The sequence below is a fragment of the Pantoea sp. Fr+CA_20 genome, assembly GCF_024520835.1.
GTDB lineage: Bacteria > Pseudomonadota > Gammaproteobacteria > Enterobacterales > Enterobacteriaceae > Pantoea > Pantoea allii.
In genome coordinates, this window is the sequence record NZ_JALNPN010000029.1 from 1 (window position 1) to 18,960 (window position 18,960).

Annotated in this window: 19 protein-coding genes and 2 pseudogenes; 9 read left to right on the forward strand and 12 right to left on the reverse strand. The window is 46.2% G+C overall.

Going from position 1 to position 18,960, the window contains the following annotated elements:
• Window positions 1-219 (forward strand): annotated as a pseudogene (locus NR177_RS22035) (hypothetical protein); the annotation flags it as partial.
• 369 nt (window positions 220-588) lie between these two features.
• Here NR177_RS22035 and NR177_RS22040 read toward each other — a convergent pair.
• The 6 genes from NR177_RS22040 to NR177_RS22070 all read right to left on the reverse strand — a co-directional run bounded on the left by NR177_RS22040 (window position 589) and on the right by NR177_RS22070 (window position 7,928).
• Window positions 589-2,700 carry a hypothetical protein gene (locus NR177_RS22040; RefSeq protein ID WP_256853628.1) on the reverse strand — a complete coding sequence of 704 codons (2,112 nt, stop codon included), beginning with the start codon at window positions 2,698-2,700 and terminating at the stop codon, window positions 589-591.
• 527 nt (window positions 2,701-3,227) lie between these two features.
• Window positions 3,228-3,812 (reverse strand): hypothetical protein, encoded by a 585-nt coding sequence (locus NR177_RS22045; protein WP_256853629.1) that lies wholly within the window; start codon window positions 3,810-3,812, stop codon window positions 3,228-3,230.
• A gap of 309 nt (window positions 3,813-4,121) precedes the next feature.
• Window positions 4,122-4,841, reverse strand: a complete 720-nt coding sequence (locus NR177_RS22050; protein ID WP_256853630.1) for a hypothetical protein — start codon at window positions 4,839-4,841, stop codon at window positions 4,122-4,124.
• 534 nt (window positions 4,842-5,375) lie between these two features.
• Window positions 5,376-5,813 carry a hypothetical protein gene (locus NR177_RS22060; RefSeq protein WP_372340346.1) on the reverse strand — a complete coding sequence of 146 codons (438 nt, stop codon included), beginning with the start codon at window positions 5,811-5,813 and terminating at the stop codon, window positions 5,376-5,378.
• Between the two features lie 49 nt (window positions 5,814-5,862).
• Window positions 5,863-7,251 (reverse strand): HAMP domain-containing sensor histidine kinase, encoded by a 1,389-nt coding sequence (locus NR177_RS22065; protein WP_256853645.1) that lies wholly within the window; start codon window positions 7,249-7,251, stop codon window positions 5,863-5,865.
• Window positions 7,251-7,928: a response regulator transcription factor gene (locus NR177_RS22070; RefSeq protein ID WP_063879438.1), complete on the reverse strand. Its 678-nt coding sequence runs from the start codon at window positions 7,926-7,928 to the stop codon at window positions 7,251-7,253. The genes NR177_RS22065 and NR177_RS22070 overlap by 1 nt, the downstream gene beginning before the upstream one ends.
• A 206-nt stretch (window positions 7,929-8,134) precedes the next feature.
• On the opposite strand from NR177_RS22070, the gene NR177_RS22075 reads away from it, so the two are divergent.
• Entirely contained in the window at window positions 8,135-8,971 is an 837-nt protein-coding gene (locus tag NR177_RS22075; RefSeq protein WP_256853633.1) for a MipA/OmpV family protein, read from the forward strand.
• Window positions 8,972-9,115: 144 nt separating this feature from the next.
• Here the strand turns inward: NR177_RS22075 and uraH are convergent, their stop codons facing one another.
• Window positions 9,116-9,535, reverse strand: a complete 420-nt coding sequence (uraH, locus tag NR177_RS22080; protein ID WP_096012633.1) for a hydroxyisourate hydrolase — start codon at window positions 9,533-9,535, stop codon at window positions 9,116-9,118.
• Between the two features lie 229 nt (window positions 9,536-9,764).
• On the opposite strand from uraH, the gene NR177_RS22085 reads away from it, so the two are divergent.
• The 4 genes from NR177_RS22085 (at window position 9,765) to ycgZ (ending at window position 11,579) form a co-directional block, all read left to right on the forward strand.
• Window positions 9,765-9,998: a YgdI/YgdR family lipoprotein gene (locus tag NR177_RS22085; protein WP_063879435.1), complete on the forward strand. Its 234-nt coding sequence runs from the start codon at window positions 9,765-9,767 to the stop codon at window positions 9,996-9,998.
• Window positions 9,999-10,029: 31 nt separating this feature from the next.
• The gene (locus NR177_RS22090) at window positions 10,030-10,257 is read left to right on the forward strand and encodes a YgdI/YgdR family lipoprotein (RefSeq protein WP_063879434.1); all 228 of its coding nucleotides are present in this window, start codon (window positions 10,030-10,032) and stop codon (window positions 10,255-10,257) included.
• A 585-nt stretch (window positions 10,258-10,842) separates the two neighbouring features.
• Window positions 10,843-11,112, forward strand: a complete 270-nt coding sequence (locus tag NR177_RS22095; protein ID WP_063879433.1) for a hypothetical protein — start codon at window positions 10,843-10,845, stop codon at window positions 11,110-11,112.
• A 227-nt stretch (window positions 11,113-11,339) separates the two neighbouring features.
• Window positions 11,340-11,579, forward strand: coding sequence for a regulatory protein YcgZ (ycgZ, locus tag NR177_RS22100; protein ID WP_256853634.1), 240 nt, complete (start codon window positions 11,340-11,342; stop codon window positions 11,577-11,579).
• 145 nt (window positions 11,580-11,724) lie between these two features.
• On the opposite strand, the gene NR177_RS22105 is transcribed toward ycgZ, so the two are convergent.
• From NR177_RS22105 to hchA, 3 genes are all read right to left on the reverse strand, one after another.
• Window positions 11,725-11,928 carry a hypothetical protein gene (locus NR177_RS22105; protein ID WP_096012634.1) on the reverse strand — a complete coding sequence of 68 codons (204 nt, stop codon included), beginning with the start codon at window positions 11,926-11,928 and terminating at the stop codon, window positions 11,725-11,727.
• Between the two features lie 152 nt (window positions 11,929-12,080).
• On the reverse strand, window positions 12,081-12,722 hold the full coding sequence (locus NR177_RS22110) for a TetR/AcrR family transcriptional regulator (RefSeq protein ID WP_256853635.1): 642 nt from the start codon (window positions 12,720-12,722) through the stop codon (window positions 12,081-12,083).
• Window positions 12,723-12,863: 141 nt separating this feature from the next.
• The gene (hchA, locus tag NR177_RS22115; protein ID WP_096012636.1) at window positions 12,864-13,709 is read right to left on the reverse strand and encodes a glyoxalase III HchA; all 846 of its coding nucleotides are present in this window, start codon (window positions 13,707-13,709) and stop codon (window positions 12,864-12,866) included.
• 414 nt (window positions 13,710-14,123) lie between these two features.
• Here hchA and NR177_RS22120 point away from each other — a divergent pair.
• The 3 genes and pseudogenes from NR177_RS22120 to NR177_RS22130 all read left to right on the forward strand — a co-directional run.
• Window positions 14,124-14,357, forward strand: a pseudogene (locus tag NR177_RS22120) (tyrosine-type recombinase/integrase); the annotation flags it as partial.
• Between the two features lie 307 nt (window positions 14,358-14,664).
• Entirely contained in the window at window positions 14,665-15,594 is a 930-nt protein-coding gene (locus NR177_RS22125) for a cytochrome P450 (RefSeq protein ID WP_256853636.1), read from the forward strand.
• A complete protein-coding gene (locus NR177_RS22130; protein ID WP_145393301.1) occupies window positions 15,575-16,834 on the forward strand; it encodes an MFS transporter in 1,260 nt (419 codons plus the stop codon). The genes NR177_RS22125 and NR177_RS22130 overlap by 20 nt, the downstream gene beginning before the upstream one ends.
• Before the next feature lie 176 nt (window positions 16,835-17,010).
• Here NR177_RS22130 and umuC read toward each other — a convergent pair whose 3' ends face one another.
• A complete protein-coding gene (umuC, locus tag NR177_RS22135) occupies window positions 17,011-18,276 on the reverse strand; it encodes a translesion error-prone DNA polymerase V subunit UmuC (protein WP_256853637.1) in 1,266 nt (421 codons plus the stop codon).
• A gap of 2 nt (window positions 18,277-18,278) precedes the next feature.
• Window positions 18,279-18,698: a translesion error-prone DNA polymerase V autoproteolytic subunit gene (umuD, locus tag NR177_RS22140; protein ID WP_063879427.1), complete on the reverse strand. Its 420-nt coding sequence runs from the start codon at window positions 18,696-18,698 to the stop codon at window positions 18,279-18,281.
• Window positions 18,699-18,960 lie beyond the last annotated feature (262 nt).

Here is an 18,960-nt window from a genome sequence, read left to right on the forward strand (position 1 = left end):
CTTCATGGGAATGTCCTCATGTGGCTTATGAAGACATTACTAACATCGCGGTGTATTAATCAACGGGGAGCAGGTCATATGAATCACCCGCAGAGCGGTTTAGCCAGTGTGTTGCATCCATCGGTTGAACTCACAGCGAGAAGCGGACGTTTGCCATTTTATCGTATTAATTTGCCACTTAATCAGGATATTGCAATGCATCTCGCCTTCAGACTCTGATAGGAACAAAACATAACCAAACAGTCTATGGAATTATATGTAATTTACCATATTATGTTTTGATAGATACCACCCCAAAGCCCCCGTAAGATTTTCTACTCTACCACCAGATCACAAAAAAGCTTTGGCGTGGTAATCTCACGCTCACGAAGTACCTATTTGGTCGAAATTTTAAGTTACAGAAAACACTAAATATAAGAATGTATTTTAAATGCTCACTATCTCGTCATCGAAGGAAGTTATATAAACTTTCTTATTGAAAGTGATAAAGGCTTACACTTAAATCATAGGGATGTCTCTATAGGCATCCCTATGATTACTTAACCATCATTTACAACAGTGAATGGATTCATCTCACGTTCAACACTTTCATTCAGTTATGTTTCCTATTCTATCAATTTCATTAATAAATTGTTTTTTTGAATGAAACGACCTTGCATTTCCAAGAGCCAGGTACAGAACATTGTATGTGTAATTAGTAAATAAGGAAATAAGTTCGTTTTCACGATGACTTAGCTCTGTCTGCTGCGGTTGCTCAAGTAACCAGTGAATTTGCTGGGCTATTCTCTTAACTTCATTTGCATCATCAATTCCGTTCATTGAAATAATTACACTCATTCTTTTTGCTATACAATGAGCTCTTGGTTCCATATCGTGTCTTAATAAAATCATCTCCAGAGCAGATAAACAACTTCTCAGGCGCTCCTTTGATGCTAGTAAATTAGTACCTTTTGTGTAAGTTAAGATACTTCCTCGCACTGCAGCGGCGAACTCACTCAGTTCATCATCGATAATAAGAGAACCAGCAGTTTCAAATATATCTGTATTTAGAGCTTTAATCTGCTGAGCCGAAAGGCGCCAATATGCTATTTTTTTTGGCAAAATGCCTTCATAATGACCATATCCCCCTTCAAACAAAGTGATTAACTTAGATGACGGAATATATTCAGCGCCTGATAATGCAACTGGATTGAAAAGATAAGATGTAGGGGCCGATGGCGAAAAGAATGTTAGTAAGCCTACAGCGTCCCGGGCAATCTGAAAAGCTCGTTCACTAGCAAACTCAGGCTCAGCATTTATGGATACTATTACCGCAGCATAACCTTGGAAGTCATTCCTTAATTTTTCAAAATATTGGCTAACCTCTAGTTCTTGGTCAGTCGGTGCTTTTGGTGCTCTATTACATATATTATCGATAGCAGATGGGGTAATTGGTTCGATGCGAATCGTTCCAAAATCGAATCCCTGTTCAACCTCCAGATTAGCAACAGGTGCCCAAATCTCAACATTTTTGACCTTATCTCGAGCTATTTCGCAGAGTGTTAATGAAAATGGATTTTGTACTATAGGAAATTCTTGTCTTACCCAATCAAAGAAAACTGTTTCAACAAATTTGCGACTTAAACTCATAGGAGCCCAGACAGCTTTCATTACAGAATCAATCAAAACGTCAAGATGTTCATAATCATCCTCTGTAAAGCCATGAGGTTTTCCATCATATGTGAAGAAAGTTAGGGCTTGTTTACCATTCAAATCTTGCTGCCAAAAGGTAACGGGTCCAATCAGCTCTTTGTCAGTAATAGGTATTATTGGTCTATCAGTTGGGAAATCACTGATTGTTGTTTTGAAATGGATCGGCCTAACCTTCCCCATAATCTCAAGTGATATTCTATCAAGTTCAGCTACATGCTCAGAATTAAAGCTAAATGGTTCGGTATTTTTGGAGTCAAATATTTTTTCTAGAGTGACTTCTGCATTATTCTGGTTAATCATTTGAAATTGTGATTGAAGTAACTTTAGCTCATTGAGATCTGAAAGATGGTGAGTATAAAGAGTATTATCCAGCCATTCATGGAATTGATTTACTAGTGTAAGGTACTCAATTGCGAAATCATGAATATCAAGATATTCTCCCACATGCTCAAGATATGTTCGAGCTGGTGCTTTCCAATCTCTCCAATCCAAAAGCGAAGCAGTGTCATAGTGTACGCCTGTTTCCATAGTACCAGAACCATCTATTTCACCTGGATTCGATACAAATTTCATAAACATGCTTGAGGCCGGCAGACCTCTGTGCAGCATGTAATTACGAAGCCCCTGTACGAATTGTGCTACTGGTGATTTTGCAAAAGTCGCAACTACTTGCGTTTCATATGTTTGTAAAAGTTGAGTATCTGAGTAATTTTTTCTCATGAATACCCGCGTATGCTCTACTAAGGTAGACGAGGATGAAACAAAGTTATGAACATGTCGATTGAGTTCACGATGAGCCTGCAGACCTGCCTCGCGGTTATTTTCCATCATTAAGAGCAGACCTTGATCAGGATCCTTTACTTTTTGAACTGCCTCAATTAACTCCAATGCATTCATTTGGAAAACATTTAAGGAAAAACTGCGTTGATGAGCTAAATCGAGGTAAATAGAGCCTTTAGACTCTCTTATCTTCCTTAAAATTTCAGATCCATTTACATCTTTTTTCATCTTCAATCCTTGCTTCTAAAGGTTTTCGCTAAGCACTAAGTTTATGTGATATTTCTCACATTCCAGAAACAATCACTAGACTTTTATTACAAATAAGATTACCAATAATCATTAGCAGCTACTATCTAGCTCTCAAAATATTGAATATATGAAGTCTTATGCGTCCAATCAAGTATGTTGCAAAGGAAAATTTCTCATATCTATAGACTTTTCAAGTTGTCAATTAATACAAACAGTAACCAAAAAGAAGTCATAAATATTAAGTAAGTAGAATGAATCAACTGTAACTTAGAGAGGTACACTCAAGAATCTCCGATGGCACTGGTAGGGGCTACAACTTTTGACAACTCACTCCCGTCACCAACTAGCTGGCTGGCTTACGTCACATTGATTAGTACATGATGATGTCAGCTTTGTCCGCTTTTGGCTCAGAGCTACCCGTCAGATTAGATTTAGCTCAATGCCGTAACCGAGCCAAATCAAGTCTGAGCTAATACAACTAATAATAGCATTGACATTTATTTAATTCAGTTGTCAGCTTGTTTTTTATACCGCTCGTAAATCTCAGTATAGAAATGAGCTATCCATTCTTCGTAATCATTGATATGATCAACTAACCCACGAATATCAGCCACATCAAAAATAGTATAAGCAACAGTTTGTGGATCGATTTTTTTATTGAGAACCTTTTTATAATCTAGGGCATCCCCTGTAAAAAAAATAATTCCATCTTCATTAGGGATTTTTTTTGCAGCCCAATGTGCAAAAATATTTCTATAATCTCTACGATATTTTATTTCTTTCAGTTTAGCGATAATATCATCAACTCTAGAAGATTCAACAAAATTTGCTTTCACTAAATCTATTAATTTATCTAAAATATATGGAAGGCTCACTTTTTTATTTATTTTTATTGTAATAACCCCCTCTGATACAAGTTTATTAAACAATCTATGTATATTCAGCTCTATAAAACAATACATTTGTATATATTTACCCAGGAGCATAAAATCATCGTTTGTTAGATTCAAAAACTCATGTGCTTGATGTTTATTTGCTTCTTCCTCTAAATATTCTGATCTTTCATTCCTGAATTCAATCGGCAATGCCATTATAACCTCCCTGTTTTACCCTAGAATACTTAGGTATGAGTATCATTCATCAAAGAACCCACGCATTTATTTTTACTAAAATCCCTTGACAAAACTATATATGTCAATAAAAACTACAGATATTTATGATCAGCTTCGCAATAATTTCTTTCTAGGTCCGCTCCTGGCACAGAGCGGACTGATATCATGTAAATATCATCTATGAGCGAGAAGGGGACATTAGAACTTATCCCGTCGCAATGAAAATGACTACGGAAGTCTTGGAGATTCATATTTCAGGTATCTGAAGATGCATATTACTTACATTTCTCAATGGACACTCTCATCCTTAAATAATCCATTGATTATTATGAATTTCTTTTCATACTCTCTGATTGTTGATGTTGTGCAGTTTTGTTCCTTTACATGAAAATATATTGCAACATCAGCATTATTCTGATTAATAATCCTGGGTTTCGATACATCATATTCAAAAGGTATTTTTTTATTACTGACTTCATCACTGACAGATTTATCATCAGACACTGGCTCAGTCTTACCACACAGTCCGGAACTCGGATCTTCATACCAGTCAAATAACGCATAACGGGTGTAGGGTTTTTCACTGTTCCCCGCGACCAGAGTTAAAATCTCGTACTTCTGATACCAGTCACTGTATCTGAAATTGGTATTCGATGAATATATCAGCGCGTAGTGCTTGTGGTTTCCACCGGTAAACTCCTGTTTGATTTCCGTAAACATGCGCAGTCCTGGAATATCTTTATGATAGGCGCTTCTTTTAGCATCATAAAAATAAATCCCCTCAGTGTTCTCATTAACTAAAAACTGATAATTGTTTAGTCTGAAACAGGTATCGTTATTCTCTGGAAGAGGGGCTGTCGATCCGCTTCTGGATTCAACATATTTTTTCAGTAAGCTGAATTCTGGCTTATCCAACGCTTCAGCGCATGGCAGAAACCAGTTTTCCGCACATGAATATGAGCTGTAAAGACTACAAAGAGGAAATAAAAGACGTCCTGCAATATTCATAACAGCGTTCCTGTAAATGTTCACTCACTAGTGAGTTACCTGTATCTGATTTGCTAGTAGTAACCGGCAATATTGTTGCCACCGGGAGTAGCCAAGCCGGTTAAAAAACGTCTGACACGGACTGAACCGCTGAACCAGAATGAGTACAGCAGTGTCGCTAACCCGACGGAAATTCTTTGATGAAATCATAACTGATTCTTTCAGGATAAACACCAGTGTAAGGTGGCCTGTCACAGGCATCATTCAGCTCATCCTTGTGTGTTCTGTTGATGTTCACACTCAATGGTATTGATGCCAAAAATCTGGTTCTGGTAGGTGATTCAGCGGGTGGTGTGATTGTCGTTACAATGATGGGTAAGGCGTGTGACGCAGGTAATCCGCTTGATTAAGGATAGCGTTGCATCGACATTGAACTCACAGCAAGAAGCGGACGTTCGCAGTGGCTCTCACCTCTGATGAAGGTATTAGTTAACATTGCGGTGTGTTAATCAATATGGCGCAAGTCATATCACAGGGATGCTTCGCAGCGTCGCGCTAGCACGTTTTATCGCCGTCAGCCCAGCGCTTGATATCACTTATCTTTGGCGACCGGATACCCGTGCTCAAGAGGTTCTTGGTTGTATACAGGCTGACCTGCGCGTGGTCACCACCAGGGCTTTCGATCTCAATTAGCGTGTTGTTAATCAACAGTCCCTGTGAAAGGAACTTCTGATTAATCTCCCCTTTTTTGCGCTCACCATCAAACTCGCTTAATACGATTACCGGATTTCCTGAATATGCCTCATATTCGAGGCACTGCCTTGCCATGAGCCTTATGGTTCGATAAGTATCAGATGACCCTGCCTTGCTCACGAAACTGCCGTCAAAAGAGGATTGGCTGCTTTTTAGTTCGCTGACGGTAATAGCACACCCGCTGAGTGAGAGCGAAAATAACAGACTTGTCAGAGCAACGTATTTCACTTTTAACTCCATCATTCAGGTAAATGCCTTGTGCCGGCGCGGATCAAGATGCTGTTTGCTTTCAGGCGGATTTGTGATTTGGGAAATTAACCGAAACCATCAGCCCACCTTCTTCCGACGTACTGAGGCGTACGCTGCTGTTGTGTTGCTGCGCAACGGCTTTGACGATGGCAAGCCCCAGCCCACTTCCGCTTTGCATCTGATTGGGATCACGAAAAAATCTGTCGAATACGCGCTCCCTCAATTCAACGGGAATGCCAGGCCCTGCATCTGAAACACGTAACTGCGTGGATTGGTCTAAGGATCGTAACTCCACCTCAACCCTCCCGCCCCCAGGGCTGTACTTCACTGCATTTTCAACTATGTTATCGATAAGCGACATCAACCGCTCCCTGACGCCAGTCACCCAGATTTCCTCTTCGGCGTAGAATTCAAGTTCAATCCTGCGTTCCGCCGCGAGCGGTGCCAGCCCGGCCATGCGTTCTTGTATGAGCGTTGTCATCTGCAAAGGCTCCATAACCGTGTCAATGCGCGCTTCGCTGTGCATCATCAGCAGCAACTGATTGACCAGACGAGCCGCACGGCTGTTGCTGCGAATAATGCCTGCAAGCAACTCTTTTTGGCTGTCACTGCTCACATAAGACTGCAACGCCTCAACATTGATTCGCATCGCCGCCAGGGGGGTACGCAGCTCGTGAGCGGCATCGGCAATGAAAACGCGTTCCCGTTCAGTGCTTTCCCGCACTCTGTCAAGAAATCCATTAACAGCGTCAACCATCTGGCGAAGCTCCCTGTGCTTTGGCACTGCTTTTAAGGGCGAGAGATCGTCCGGCGTGCGTAAGGACACTTCATTTACCACCTTATTCCATGGGCGCATGGCAATGCGGATTGACAGCCACGCAGGAAACAAAAGAAACGGAATGCATACCAGCAGCGGCATCACGTAGTAGCCGCGCGAGTTCAGGTAGATAAAGAAATTCCAGCCTCCAGCAGGGGTGATAAGCGTGACCTCTGTGTCGGCGTTCCCGGACTTTAAGGTACGGCTGGTCCAGGCGCGACCAGCACTCTCAACACGCTCAATTTTTCCATAACGGCTGTTTATCACGCCGGCTGGCGCACCATCAGAGGCATAAACTATCTCTTTATTCTTGCGTACGATAAGGCTGATTGAGAGTTTTGGATCTTCACCGCCGCCATAATTTTCCCGCACTGCCTTACTTAATGCAGCCAGCACATTCGTTCGCGCCTGCGGGCGATCGTCCATATTCTTAACCACAGTAAAAATGGTTTCGTACGTCTTGCTGCCCGTTAATATTGGCGGGCTACGTAAGTCTTCCCACAAAACGTAAGTCAGAAAAAGACACCAGAGCAGGGTGAGCAATAGCATTTGCGCTACCATAATTCGCCGTACGAACGTTGGGGTTCTCAGAAGGCGCCAGACATTTCGCATCAACCTGCCCCCTTCTGAATGGGTACGGTATCAATGACATACCCAACGCCCCTCACTGTTCGCACATAGCCGTCGCCGATTTTGCGACGCAAATTCCCCATATGCACATCGAGCGCATTACTCATATTTTCTTTTGCGCCGAAGATCCTTTCTTCCAGAAAACTGCGAGTAAGCACGCGGTCAGTGCGCAACATCAACGTTTCAAGCAGCGCGTATTCACTTGCCGTCAACTCAATATGCTGTGCATTCACGGTCACGCGTCGTGTGGGCACATAAAGCGATAATCCGCGCAGTTCTATCGCCTCGTTCTGAAAACCATAACTGCGGCGCGCAAGCGCTCTCACCCTCGCCAACAACTCGGCGAGAACAAACGGTTTGACGAGATAGTCGTCTGCACCCGCGTCCAGCCCGCAGAGGCGATCGTGCAGTGTGCCTCGCGCCGTCAGGATGATGACGGGAATACCCTTGAGCTGCTGACGCAAGTACGCCATCAGGCTCATGCCATCGCCGTCGGGTAATCCGAGGTCGAGCAACACAAGTTCAGGCACGCAGACATCAAGCTGATGCAGTGCATCCTCTTTGCGGCGAACCCATATAACATCAAATCCTTGATCTGCAAGGGCAATACGTACGCCGTTGCCGAGATCCAGGTCGTCTTCGATTAGGAGTATTTTCACAATGGTTACGGTATCAACAGTGAATGAAGAACGTCTGAAGAAAAAAACGGTATCAGGAAATCTATCAGCTTTGCCGCCTCTGTGGTTGCTTCACCCTTTCTTCATTTTGGGCTCATGAGAACTTTAGCGGGCGCCTGCAAAATGCGCGTTCTGGCGTTTACAACCCGCTTGTATCGTAATCATTTGAATCCACGAGGACTTCTTTAATGAGAAATAACATACTGCGTCATAAGTTCCCCCTTTCACTCCCGGGGCGCAGCCTGAAAAAAATGTTGCCGGGCACAGTCCTGGCGTTACTGGCAACCCCGATACTGGCGGCAGCACAGAATCAGGACAACGCGTTGACTCTGGGAGGCGGCGCGAACGTGACGCCACGCTATTCTGGTTCGGATAAAAGCCGCGTCACGACCGCCATGGTGCTGGATTACACAATGGCAAATGGTTTCTTCGCCAGCTCCACGCGGGGCATCGGTTACGGCAATAACATCGGCAAATTCGATTACAACGCTGCGCTGAGCTATCGCGCAGGCCGGAAGGATCACGACGTGGACAGCGACTCGCTGAGCGACGGCAGCGACTACTTGCGTGGTATGGGCGACGTCAAAGGCTCGGCTCTCGGTATGTTTGGCCTGGGATACGGGGTGGCCGACTGGCTTAATTTGCAATTGCAGGCTGAAGTGCCATTTTCTGAACGAAACAATGGCGCGGCACTGCATTTTGGCATTAATAGCCCGCTTTATACCTCACCGAATAATACCGTAACGCTGGCGCTGACCGGCAGTTGGGGGACGGACAAATACATGCAGACTTACTACGGAGTCAGTGCATCCCAATCAGCCGCATCAAGGTTTACCCGATATGATGCCGGAGCGGGAGTTTATGCCTGGTCGATGAATCTTGACTGGACACATAAGTTCAATGAGGACTGGAGCGTGGTTGCCGCAGCAGGCGTTACGCAGTTGACGGGGGATGCGCGCAATAGCCCGATTGTGCAACGAAAAACATCGCCCACCGGAAGCCTGCTGGTGACATATCGCTTCTGATCGTTATTCAATGAGTCCGTCTAAACAGGCTTTATGACCATACACGCAGGGCTGCGGTTAAGCGGTCAGCCAGCGCGTGTTGCTGACGCGAGATGAGGTAAAACGTGCCGGCAGCGGAGGTTATCAGGGCGCTGCCGGGCGCTGTTAATTACCGCGATAGGTGGAATAGCCGTAAGGACTCAGCAGTAACGGAATATGGTAATGCGGCTCGCTACTGTCCATATGGAATATCACCGGAATTTCCGGAAAAAATGATTTGTGCTGCACTTTCTGATAATAATCGCCTGTTTTAAAGACGACTTTGTAATCTCCTGTTTCAAATTTCTTGTCATCTGGAAACAGTGCGCTAATTCTGCCGTTTTTATCGGTGACACCCGAGGCGAGTTTTACCCATTTGCCCTGCTCTTTATGTTCGAGGTCAACGGAAATACCCGGGGTTGGCGTGCCAGATTCCAGGTTTAATACATGAACACTCAGTGGATTTTTCATACTGGTTGATTCTGCTGCATACGCACTGACTGAGCCCATTAATAACGCTGCAACTGCACCCATTTGCCATTTCATTATCGATTCCTTTTTTTGAGTTAACCTGCAAACGAGGTTATAGGGCGTCAGGTAAAATACCTAACGACAGGGGATAAATGTGAATTTTCTGAGAAACATGGTTCGTTATTGAACTGATTTAGCGATTCGCGCTTTCCATCCGGTAATTTGCGCTGTTTCGCTTTTACGCCTGCAAAAATCTCAAAAGCGACTATGCTGTTTAATTCAAGGTCCACTTCAAGGAGATGAAATGCATACTAAATCCTTCTCAGCTGCCGTTTTGCTTGCCCTTTCACTGGCAACATTAGTGGGTTGCTCTTCAAATCAATCCATTAAGACTTCAGACGGCCGCACCATAGTGACCGATGGTAAGCCTCAAATTGACAGCGATACCGGACTGGTTTCCTATCGCGACGCACAGACAGGCAAAACCGAACAAATCAATCGCGATCAGATCAGCAATATGAGTGAACTTAATAACTAATTAATTCCATCATGGATATAAGGTGAATAATATGAAGAAGACTCTGATTTTACCGCTGGCAGTTTTGATCGGCATGGCCGCATTAACCGGTTGCACACGTACCAGTTATGCTATTCATACTAACGATGGTCGTACCATTATTAGTGATGGCAAACCGTCTGAATCGGATGCCGGTTTACTGGGTTACACCGATGCTAACGGTGTGAAACAGCAGATCAATAAAACAGACGTGAAAGCTGTCTCTGAAGTACCCCACTAATATGATTGCCGCCCACCCAGGGCGGCATTTTTATTTCCCATCTGCCCTGCCCCTTTCTTAAAGACCTTCTGTTTTAACCGTTAATCCACAGGCGACAATCGCAAATCCATTTATTGTTTGCAGGATTTTGCGCGGCACAGCAAAGGTAAGCTGTTGCACAGGCCTCCCTGCCGCTGTGTGAAGCCCGTTGCCCTGGCTCCCGTATCAGGCAGATCGCTTTTTTAATCACCCGCGTGATATTTCTTGATGTTATTGGCCCTTTTCTCGCCGCGGTATCGCTGTTATTCCGCTGAAAAAGTCATAATAATGGCGCGATATCAGTCCATTTTCGTCAAGTACCTATCTTAATTTCAGGCCAATAAATACATATCTAGTGGTTTAATCACTTCAATCTTTTACCGTAAAACCGCTTTATATGTGTTTTTCCCTTCCTTTTGAGGAGGTTAGCCTGCTTATCGCAAAGTTCACTTTTTATGCAGGTTTATTTGATAGGTAACGCCTAATGAAATAACACTTTCGTTATGCATTTCTTTTACTAAACTAATTACTGGGTCGACGACATTCTCACTCACTCAGGAGTTGCATATGTATTTTCACGATGAAGCTACCGGTCATAAGATTATTGGTGAAGCTGCGGTGAACCTGGCACTACAGGATGAGGAGATAACTGTGGTTTCGTTGATCCGTCAGCTAAGCATCATGGCGGACAATGAAATCGACGACGAGCGGGTGATTCAGATTGCAGATGCCCGTAAATGGCTGAAAAGCTTTATTAACGTCGCGACACGGGAACGGGCAGAACTCAGCTGGATGGTTGTTACCGGCCAGGTGCCCGCCAATTTGACCGAGCATTAACTCAACAGGTCAGTCGGTTATCCCTCTGCGCGGGCGCGCTCTGCGTCCGCGCAATCATCATCCGCTTCTGGCGCGTTTTGTTGCCGATCACCTGCTTTGACGTACTTCACTTGCATCCTGTTACCTCCCGCACAATTTTCCATCGAAATAGCTGTACAAGTTTTATTTTATTGTATAACTTTACGCAACTTTCAACTGACTATTTTTGGACCACTGCGAGAGCACCTATGCAACACAACCATCGCCTACCTCAGAGCGCCGACGATATCTCCCGTTATTTTGCTGCGGCCAGCCTGCCTTCACAGCAAGAAATGCTGGGGCAGATCGTGGTTGATATTTTACGTGCAGGCCAGAACGTGCATCGTAAAGCTATCTGCACTAAGCTGCTGCGCCGCCTTGAGCTGTCGGCAAGTGAGGAAGAAGAGCGTCTGTGTCGTGAACTGATTGGATTGCTCTTTGGGCGGTGATGCGGCAACGGTCTGCCGTTATTCAGGCGGGTTGGTCTTTGTCAGAGCAGTCGCGGCATAGCTGCTGTTAATGCTGTTACTGCTGTTACTGCTGTTACTGCTATTACTGCTATGCAGGAAACGTCCTGCCCGTCATTGCTATCCGCTAGTGAAGTTTATGCGCCAGGATGCGGATAGCCTGTTCACAGGTCAGCCTGGTTTTTTCGCACTCCGTTAGAACACTTTGCTGATGCAGGGCGCTAATAATTTCCTGTACTGTCACCGTTTCTCCGGGCTGGAGAATACCTGACACAATCCTGCCTAACAGCGCGTGTATCTCTTCACCGATCTCTGTCCTGTCTTGTTTCACGCCTTTTCCTCGAACATTACTTTTCATTTAATATCATCAATTTATCGCGACGGCGAGTGTTCGGCCGCCCAGTCAACGCGCCGCATGTTGTGCAGTCACGGTCAGCGTTGTGTCAAAATTTAGGAAACATTCGCTTCCTAAATAGACAAATGTTAATCCAGTATTTTCAGGGCCAGCGCAATAGTCGCTGTCTCATCGGTTACATCGGCGACCTTGCCCGTGACGCGCATACCAAATGCGATGCGCAAAATCAGCCCTGCCGCCGTCTCAACATCCAGACTGGCTGAGATCGAGCCATCGTGCTGCCCTTCCTGCAATAACGCCATCAAAAATTGCTTGTTACGGTTGATGACCTGCGCAACCAGCTGCGACAGCTCTGCGTCCAGCACCTGTAACTCAATGGCGCTGCCTACCACCAGACAACCTGTTCGCCCTTCTGTCGCCCGGGAGGAATCCAGATAAAACTGTAACAGCTCGGTTAACTTCGAGCGGCCGGTAGAAAATCGGGCCAGTCGCCCGCGCAAATCCTCATTGCGAACGGCGATATAGCGCTGAAAGACCAGTAGAAACAAGGAGCGCTTATCCTGGAAAGCTTTATAGATACTTCCCACAGAGAGGTTCATTGCTTTACCCAAATCGGCTAGCGATGCGGCATGATATCCCTTTTGCCGAAACACAATCATCGCCTGGTCCAGAGCCTGTTCCATATTGAACTCTCTGGGCCGACCTCGTTCTTTGTGTTGATACGCTGTAGAGATTTGGCTGTTCATGACGACCAATTTGAAAGGCGGCATCTTCGGCTCGGCCGAAAACGATATGCGCGGGTGATTGTATCTCAGTCGTGGATCACAAGTATACCCCGAATCCCGGCCCGAATGCAGAAGCCTGGCCTGGACCACGCCGGGCGCGGGACAGGGGTACGAACCTTTTAGCTTTTAGCGGTTAGCGTTTAACAATTCTTCTGCGGCCAGTTTACCTAAGGCATTCGCGGCAAACGGGCTGTCACCGGTCAGTACGCGGCGATCTTTATGCACGGTACCTTTGATATCACTGTTAACCAGCGTTAACCCCATCGCCTGGAGCTTCTCGCCAAAATACCAGGTCAGGTGCCCTGGCATATAACCCATATCGGGGGTTTGCTTATCGGCTGAGTCCGGGAACGCGCAGATTGCATAGCCGTTAAGGGGATTTTCACCTTTGTCCAGCGCCAGAAACGCCGCCGGGCCATGGCACAGCGAAATCAGATGGCGATCGTTTGCCAGCGTCCAGCGGATAACCTCTGCCACCGCTTCACTTTCAGGCAGTCCAATCAATGCACCGTGCCCGCCCGGAATAAACACACCGGCATAGTCGGAATGGGGCGTGAGTGAGGTTACAACGTCACTTAACGTCAAAGGCGAACGGAACAGCGACAGACAGTGGTTATAAAATCCCACAACCACTTCATCCTGTTGTGGCATTGCCCAGTGTTCAAACTTCACCATTTGTCCAGACAGCGTGGCAACGTCAAACTGAAAGCCGGCCTGATACAGGTGGTACATAGGCAGCAACGTTTCAATCGGGTGATTCCCGGTTGAAAACAGCGTGTCGTTATCCAACGGCAGATAGCGTTCGTCGGCACAGATGACCAGAATTTTTTTATTCCCGGTGTGCGGTTGCGCGTACCCGGCATCGCTCAGATCGGATTTAGGGCTGGTGAACTGGTCAAGAGAGTAGGCTGATGGGAAAAAGGCATTATGTTCAGCCTGATCTGCCACCGGAGATTTACTAAGTTCTGACATGACAATGTTCTCCTTAAGGGCGAATGAATACCTGTTTCATCCTAGACCAGAAAGTCAGGTTTAAGCAGCGCGCCAGCACAAAACGAACCCTTTATGAGAGCATTCCGTTGTCTGCCCTGCCCTCAACCTCGATCTCAACCTGGCAGGTTCCATCATTTCACCACGGGCAAATCGCTGATGCAGGTGGAGCGCAGACCTCCCCCGATTTGTCTGCAGTACTGATTTTCTTTATGCAGTTTTTCGGCGGCACGTTCGGCACAGGTACAGACCGGCTCACGTACCTGGGCATAGTTTGAGAGAAGCGGCTGACCACGATGTGGAACACCGGGCACGTATTAATGAAGCATTTGCCCTGATCCGTGCAGATTTCACCCTGACGCTATCCCATCCCTTTGTGCAGTAGCGGTCGCAACGGAAGGCGGTGTGATTTTCTCCGTTCCTGTGACGCCGCACACCTTCCGGCACAGCTACATGCACATGCTTTATGCGGGGATTCCGCTGAAGCCGCTACAGAGCCTGATGGGCCACAAAAGCCTGAAATTGACAGAGGGATATACGAAAGTTTTCGCACTTGACGTGACGGCGCATCACTGGGTGCAGTTTTCGACGCCGGGTAAGGAAGCTGTAGCCATGCTAAAAAAATTTTAATGCCAGCATCAAGACATCAGGGTGATATATGTTTAAGTAATTTCATCCTGTGATTAAATAACTATAAATATTATTATTTTTTTAGGCGAAATATTTCAGATATATTTTTCCAATCAAAACCAACGCATTAATAGATAATTTTCATTAAGTTTTTCGCGATCATTATCACAACAATGTAAATGCAAAGTTAACTTTTATTAATTTTTTATTATATATGAAATTGCTGACAGGTGATTAACACTGGGTTATTTATGATTATGCTGGCTGTTCAGAACTGCTGAACAGCCATTATGTTACCAAGAACAGAATGCTTGTTCCCCTCAGCATATTTCAGCAAGAAAAGGCGATCATTGAACGTTTTATGTTACTTATTAATCAGTCACTGATTTTTCGGGACGATTGTAAAAGTGATGTGGTCCGGCTTATTCATCAAAATTTCAAAAAATTGCCCTGCGACGAGATGATTGAAAGGTCACTTTTGCAGATCAGGGAAAAGAAATACCTTGATGAGCATGATCTTATCAACCTCAATAACACGCTTGCGGCCATGCTTGTCGGGTTAGAACCTGCCCGCCACTTGTCGGATCATGCGTATAATGTGGGTATGCTTTTCGACGGCAGAGTAAAGGGAAAGGAACATTTTGTTGACATTGCGCATTCCTTTATGGCCGTTTTTGAAGCCTGCAGAGACATGACTTCTGGCTGTGATCCCTGCACCGATGTTCAGGCGTCAGACAGAGCTATCGCCTATATTGCTGCGCATCAGACGACCATGCAGCTCATTGTGGCCACGCTCTGGGCCATATCTCACTTCAGTCTGAGAGTAAATGCAGATAATGTCCGCGACATAGTGGTTGAGGCCTCGCGTTTTTACAGCCCCGTTCTCTCCGTAGGAAGAGTGATGTCTCAGGATCTGAGCTTCAGAGGGCTGAATCTACGAAAGGGTGACAGGGTTATGTTCTATACCGCGCTGGCTAATTTCGATGCCGGGTTTTTTGATGAGCCTTTCCAGTTCATTCCGGGTCGAAAAGAGAAACCACTTTCTTTCGGAACCGGGATGCATATGTGTATCGGTATGGGGATCGCGCTCAACTTTGCTTCATCCTTTATCGCCCGTACCAGCTCAAATGGCGCACTCAGGAACGTCAGAATTACCGAACTGGCGGAGGGCGTTTCTGCGCTGGGCGCTTCGCGTTTCAGTATGGGAATGGACTGTCATGAACTGGCTGAAGATTAAGAATTTCCGAACCCTTCTCGCCTCGCTTTTTATGTCAAAGACAGGCGATTATGCATACGAAGTGGTTTTCGTATTTATCGTGCTGGAGAGCACACATCATGATTATCTGCTTACCGGTTTCGTTTACTTTTTCCGGTTTATTCCCTTTCTGTTCTTCGGCCCGGTTGGAGGCTGGATGGCAGATAATTATCGCCTTAAACATAACCTCTTACTCAGCGAATGGCTGCGTCTTATTGTGTCGCTTCTTCTTTTCATATGCAGCCTGAATGGTTCGGTCAGTATCACCGTCCTTATCGTGGCTTCTGTGCTGACAACCATTGGCCGCAGTATCTTCCAGCCAAGCTATCAGACCGCTGTGCCCAGAACCGTTGATGCATCAAGGCTTGCCGGTGCTAATGGTATATCGCAGGTAGCCGAAGAAACGGCTTCGGTGGCAGGCCCTCTTATTTGTTCCTTCATACTCACATTCTCGGATAAATCATGGGTCCTGCTCTTTAACACCTTGACCTATGCTGTATCGATTATTTTCCTCTTCACATTTTCTGAAACGGTAGCGGTAAAAATATCGGCTTTCAGGATCAAAAATGTTTATAAGGAAACCTGGTCCTGTATTCAGGGCCTTTATTATGACACCCGTGGGCTATTTATCACCATACTGTGCTCTTCCGTCTGCATCCTGTTCACCGGATCGGTTCTGCGTTTTATAATTCCTGCGATGACAGTCAGTCACGGACAGGGGGAACTGATAACCAGTTGGATCTTTTCTCTCATGGCCGCAGGCACGATCACTGGTGGACTTATCTATGGTCGGTTTTTAAAGCAGGCTTCACCCGAGAGAGTAATGCGGTACTGGTTCTTGTACGGTATGCTTTTATTTGTAATGTCACTTACCGCTCTGTATTCCTTTAATTTTCTTCTTCCTCTCGCATTTATACTTGGGATCAGCGGTGCCTTTGTAGATATTGCGCTTGTGACAGTTATACAGACGTTGTCCCCAGCGGAGAATACAGGTAAGACATTCGGCACGTTCTCTACACTGGCAAACACTGCTGAAGCCCTTTCTGGCCTTCTTTCCGGGCTGCTCGCAGCTGGGGGACTGATGGTTGCTTTTGCTGGGATGAGTTCGCTTATCGCGCTAACAGGCATTACCGGAACAGTCCTTCTTTCAGGTAAAACGCGGAACCTTCACCTAAAAAAAAATGAAGCCGGTGGCTCAGTTCAAAGAGAATCTTCGGATTGAGGTGTGCAAGATCCGGGTGAGCCGCGAGCATTGACGTCTGCGTACTGGTTTCATGCTACCCGCACTTTTTCAGATACAAGATTATGTTGAGGACAAACTGGATTTCAACAAATGACTGATCGGGCATCCGTGTGCACCTTGCGTCATGAAAAATCATAATATGATGATGTAAAAGGTTATTTTACGACAAGAAGGTCTGAATACCTTGTGGTGTAACAAGGCGACAACATCTCGCGCTTCATGGCCCAGCGTTTTTCCGTGCCCTGCCCGGCAAACCACATCTTTCCTTTGCCCTCTTTATGAATCCGATCGATCACCTGCATCAGATCGTTACGGCCTGGGTTAACCGAACGCTCATCGAACATATCCAACTGCGTCACGCCATGATCGAAGAAATCACTCAGGACTATGCCGGCCTTGATATAGCGGTGTCCTTCTATCCAGATATAGTCGAGCATCTCGGTCGCCACCCGAATAATATCGCGCGTATCGTGGGACGGCGTCAGGAGTTGCCCTGTCGCCTGATTACCGTAAAAATTTTCGCCGGGTGCATGCGGACTGGTGCGCAGAAATACCCCGATTTGTCTGCAGTACTGGTTTTCTTTACGCAGTTTTTCGGCGGCACGTTCGGCATAGGTACAGACCGCCTCACGCACCTGGGCATAGTCTGAGAGGCGGCTGCTGAAGGAACGTGAGCACATGATCTGTTGTTTGGTGGGTTCGAGCGCCTCTAAATCCTGGCAGGGTTCGCCACATAATTCTCTGACCGTGCGCTCCAGCACCACGCTGAAGTTCTTACGAATCAGGCTGGGGCGCTGACGCGCCAGGTCCGCGGCCGAGGTTATGCCCATTTCCTCAAGCCGCTGGCTGAGTCGTCGGCCTACGCCCCAGACATCCGCAACGGGCACCTTCACCAGCAGTTTTTGCCGACGTGCAGGATCGGACAGATCGACAACACCCTTGGTGTAGTTTGCCCATTTTTTAGCGGCAAAATTCGCCAGCTTCGCCAGCGTTTTGGTGGGGGCAATGCCGACACAGACGTTGAGATGAACTTCTTTTTTTATCCGGGTTTTGATCTCGTGGCCCAACGTGTCGAGCGACATGCAATGGCTGACGCCCGTTAAATCCAGAAAAGCCTCGTCAATCGAGTAGATTTCCACCGACGGGGCCATTTCCTCCAGCAACGTCATTACTCTGGTGCTCATATCCGCATAAAGCGCGTAGTTGGAGCTAAAGACCTGTACGTTGTGGCGGGCAATAATCTCTCTCATTTTGAAGAACGGCACAGCCATGGTAATGCCCAGCGCTTTTGCCTCTGCATTACGCGCAATCACACAGCCGTCGTTGTTAGACAGCACAATGATGGGCTTTCCTTTGAGATCGGGGCGAAACACCGTCTCACAGGAGGCATAAAAATTGTTCACATCCACCAGCGCAAACATGATTAATAAACCGACTTGATCACATAGGTCACCACGCCAAACACTTCCAGCGCATCTTCCGTGCTAATCGCAATCGGTTTAAACTGCCGGTTCATCGGCATCAGTTGCAGGCAGGGCTGAAGCTGAAGACGCTTAACGGTAAATTCTCCGTCCACGGACGCCACCACGATATCGCCATGCGAGGCTCTTAGCGCGCTGTCCACCACCAGCATATCGCCGTCGTTGATGCCTGCGCCGGTCATCGACTCTCCGCTTACCCGTACAAAGTAGGTCGAACTGGGGTGCTGAACGATGAGCTTGTTCAAATCAAGACGTTGCTCAACATAGTCCTGAGCCGGTGACGGAAAACCACATGGCACCCGCTCCATAAACAGTGGCAGCGGTAACAGCGCACTGACTTTTGCTGGCCTGATAAATTCCATACTCACCTCCCCTTCAAAATAACTGTATATATTTACAGTAATCGCGATCGATGGGTTTGATCAAGTGAAACGGCAGAGGTTTATATGAAGCGGTTGATGTGGATGAAGATTTTGTTACAGCGAAGCGGTGTCGGTTTTATGCAGCCGCTTAACGATTGTGCATTCAGGTTATGCTTTCACCTGTTGCCTTCTGCACGCCTGGCATTTTTTCATTGATGGCTCCCCTTTTTTGCCATCGTCCTGCAGAAGTACACAGCGGGTT

Bases quoted from the DNA above. Each gene is read 5' to 3' on its own strand.
- NR177_RS22075 (WP_256853633.1), top strand. From the start codon at position 8,135: ATGAGAAATAACATACTGCGTCATAAGTTCCCCCTTTCACTCCCGGGG.
- ycgZ (WP_256853634.1), top strand. From the start codon at position 11,340: ATGCAACACAACCATCGCCTACCTCAGAGCGCCGACGATATCTCCCGT.
- NR177_RS22040 (WP_256853628.1), bottom strand. From the start codon at position 2,700: ATGAAAAAAGATGTAAATGGATCTGAAATTTTAAGGAAGATAAGAGAG.
- NR177_RS22050 (WP_256853630.1), bottom strand. From the start codon at position 4,841: ATGAATATTGCAGGACGTCTTTTATTTCCTCTTTGTAGTCTTTACAGC.
- umuD (WP_063879427.1), bottom strand. From the start codon at position 18,698: ATGGAATTTATCAGGCCAGCAAAAGTCAGTGCGCTGTTACCGCTGCCA.
- umuC (WP_256853637.1), bottom strand. From the start codon at position 18,276: ATGTTTGCGCTGGTGGATGTGAACAATTTTTATGCCTCCTGTGAGACG.
- hchA (WP_096012636.1), bottom strand. From the start codon at position 13,709: ATGTCAGAACTTAGTAAATCTCCGGTGGCAGATCAGGCTGAACATAAT.
- NR177_RS22095 (WP_063879433.1), top strand. From the start codon at position 10,843: ATGTATTTTCACGATGAAGCTACCGGTCATAAGATTATTGGTGAAGCT.
- NR177_RS22125 (WP_256853636.1), top strand. From the start codon at position 14,665: ATGCTTGTTCCCCTCAGCATATTTCAGCAAGAAAAGGCGATCATTGAA.
- NR177_RS22110 (WP_256853635.1), bottom strand. From the start codon at position 12,722: ATGCCGCCTTTCAAATTGGTCGTCATGAACAGCCAAATCTCTACAGCG.
- NR177_RS22045 (WP_256853629.1), bottom strand. From the start codon at position 3,812: ATGGCATTGCCGATTGAATTCAGGAATGAAAGATCAGAATATTTAGAG.
- NR177_RS22130 (WP_145393301.1), top strand. From the start codon at position 15,575: ATGAACTGGCTGAAGATTAAGAATTTCCGAACCCTTCTCGCCTCGCTT.
- NR177_RS22060 (WP_372340346.1), bottom strand. From the start codon at position 5,813: ATGGAGTTAAAAGTGAAATACGTTGCTCTGACAAGTCTGTTATTTTCG.
- uraH (WP_096012633.1), bottom strand. From the start codon at position 9,535: ATGAAATGGCAAATGGGTGCAGTTGCAGCGTTATTAATGGGCTCAGTC.
- NR177_RS22090 (WP_063879434.1), top strand. From the start codon at position 10,030: ATGAAGAAGACTCTGATTTTACCGCTGGCAGTTTTGATCGGCATGGCC.
- NR177_RS22065 (WP_256853645.1), bottom strand. From the start codon at position 7,251: ATGCGAAATGTCTGGCGCCTTCTGAGAACCCCAACGTTCGTACGGCGA.
- NR177_RS22085 (WP_063879435.1), top strand. From the start codon at position 9,765: ATGCATACTAAATCCTTCTCAGCTGCCGTTTTGCTTGCCCTTTCACTG.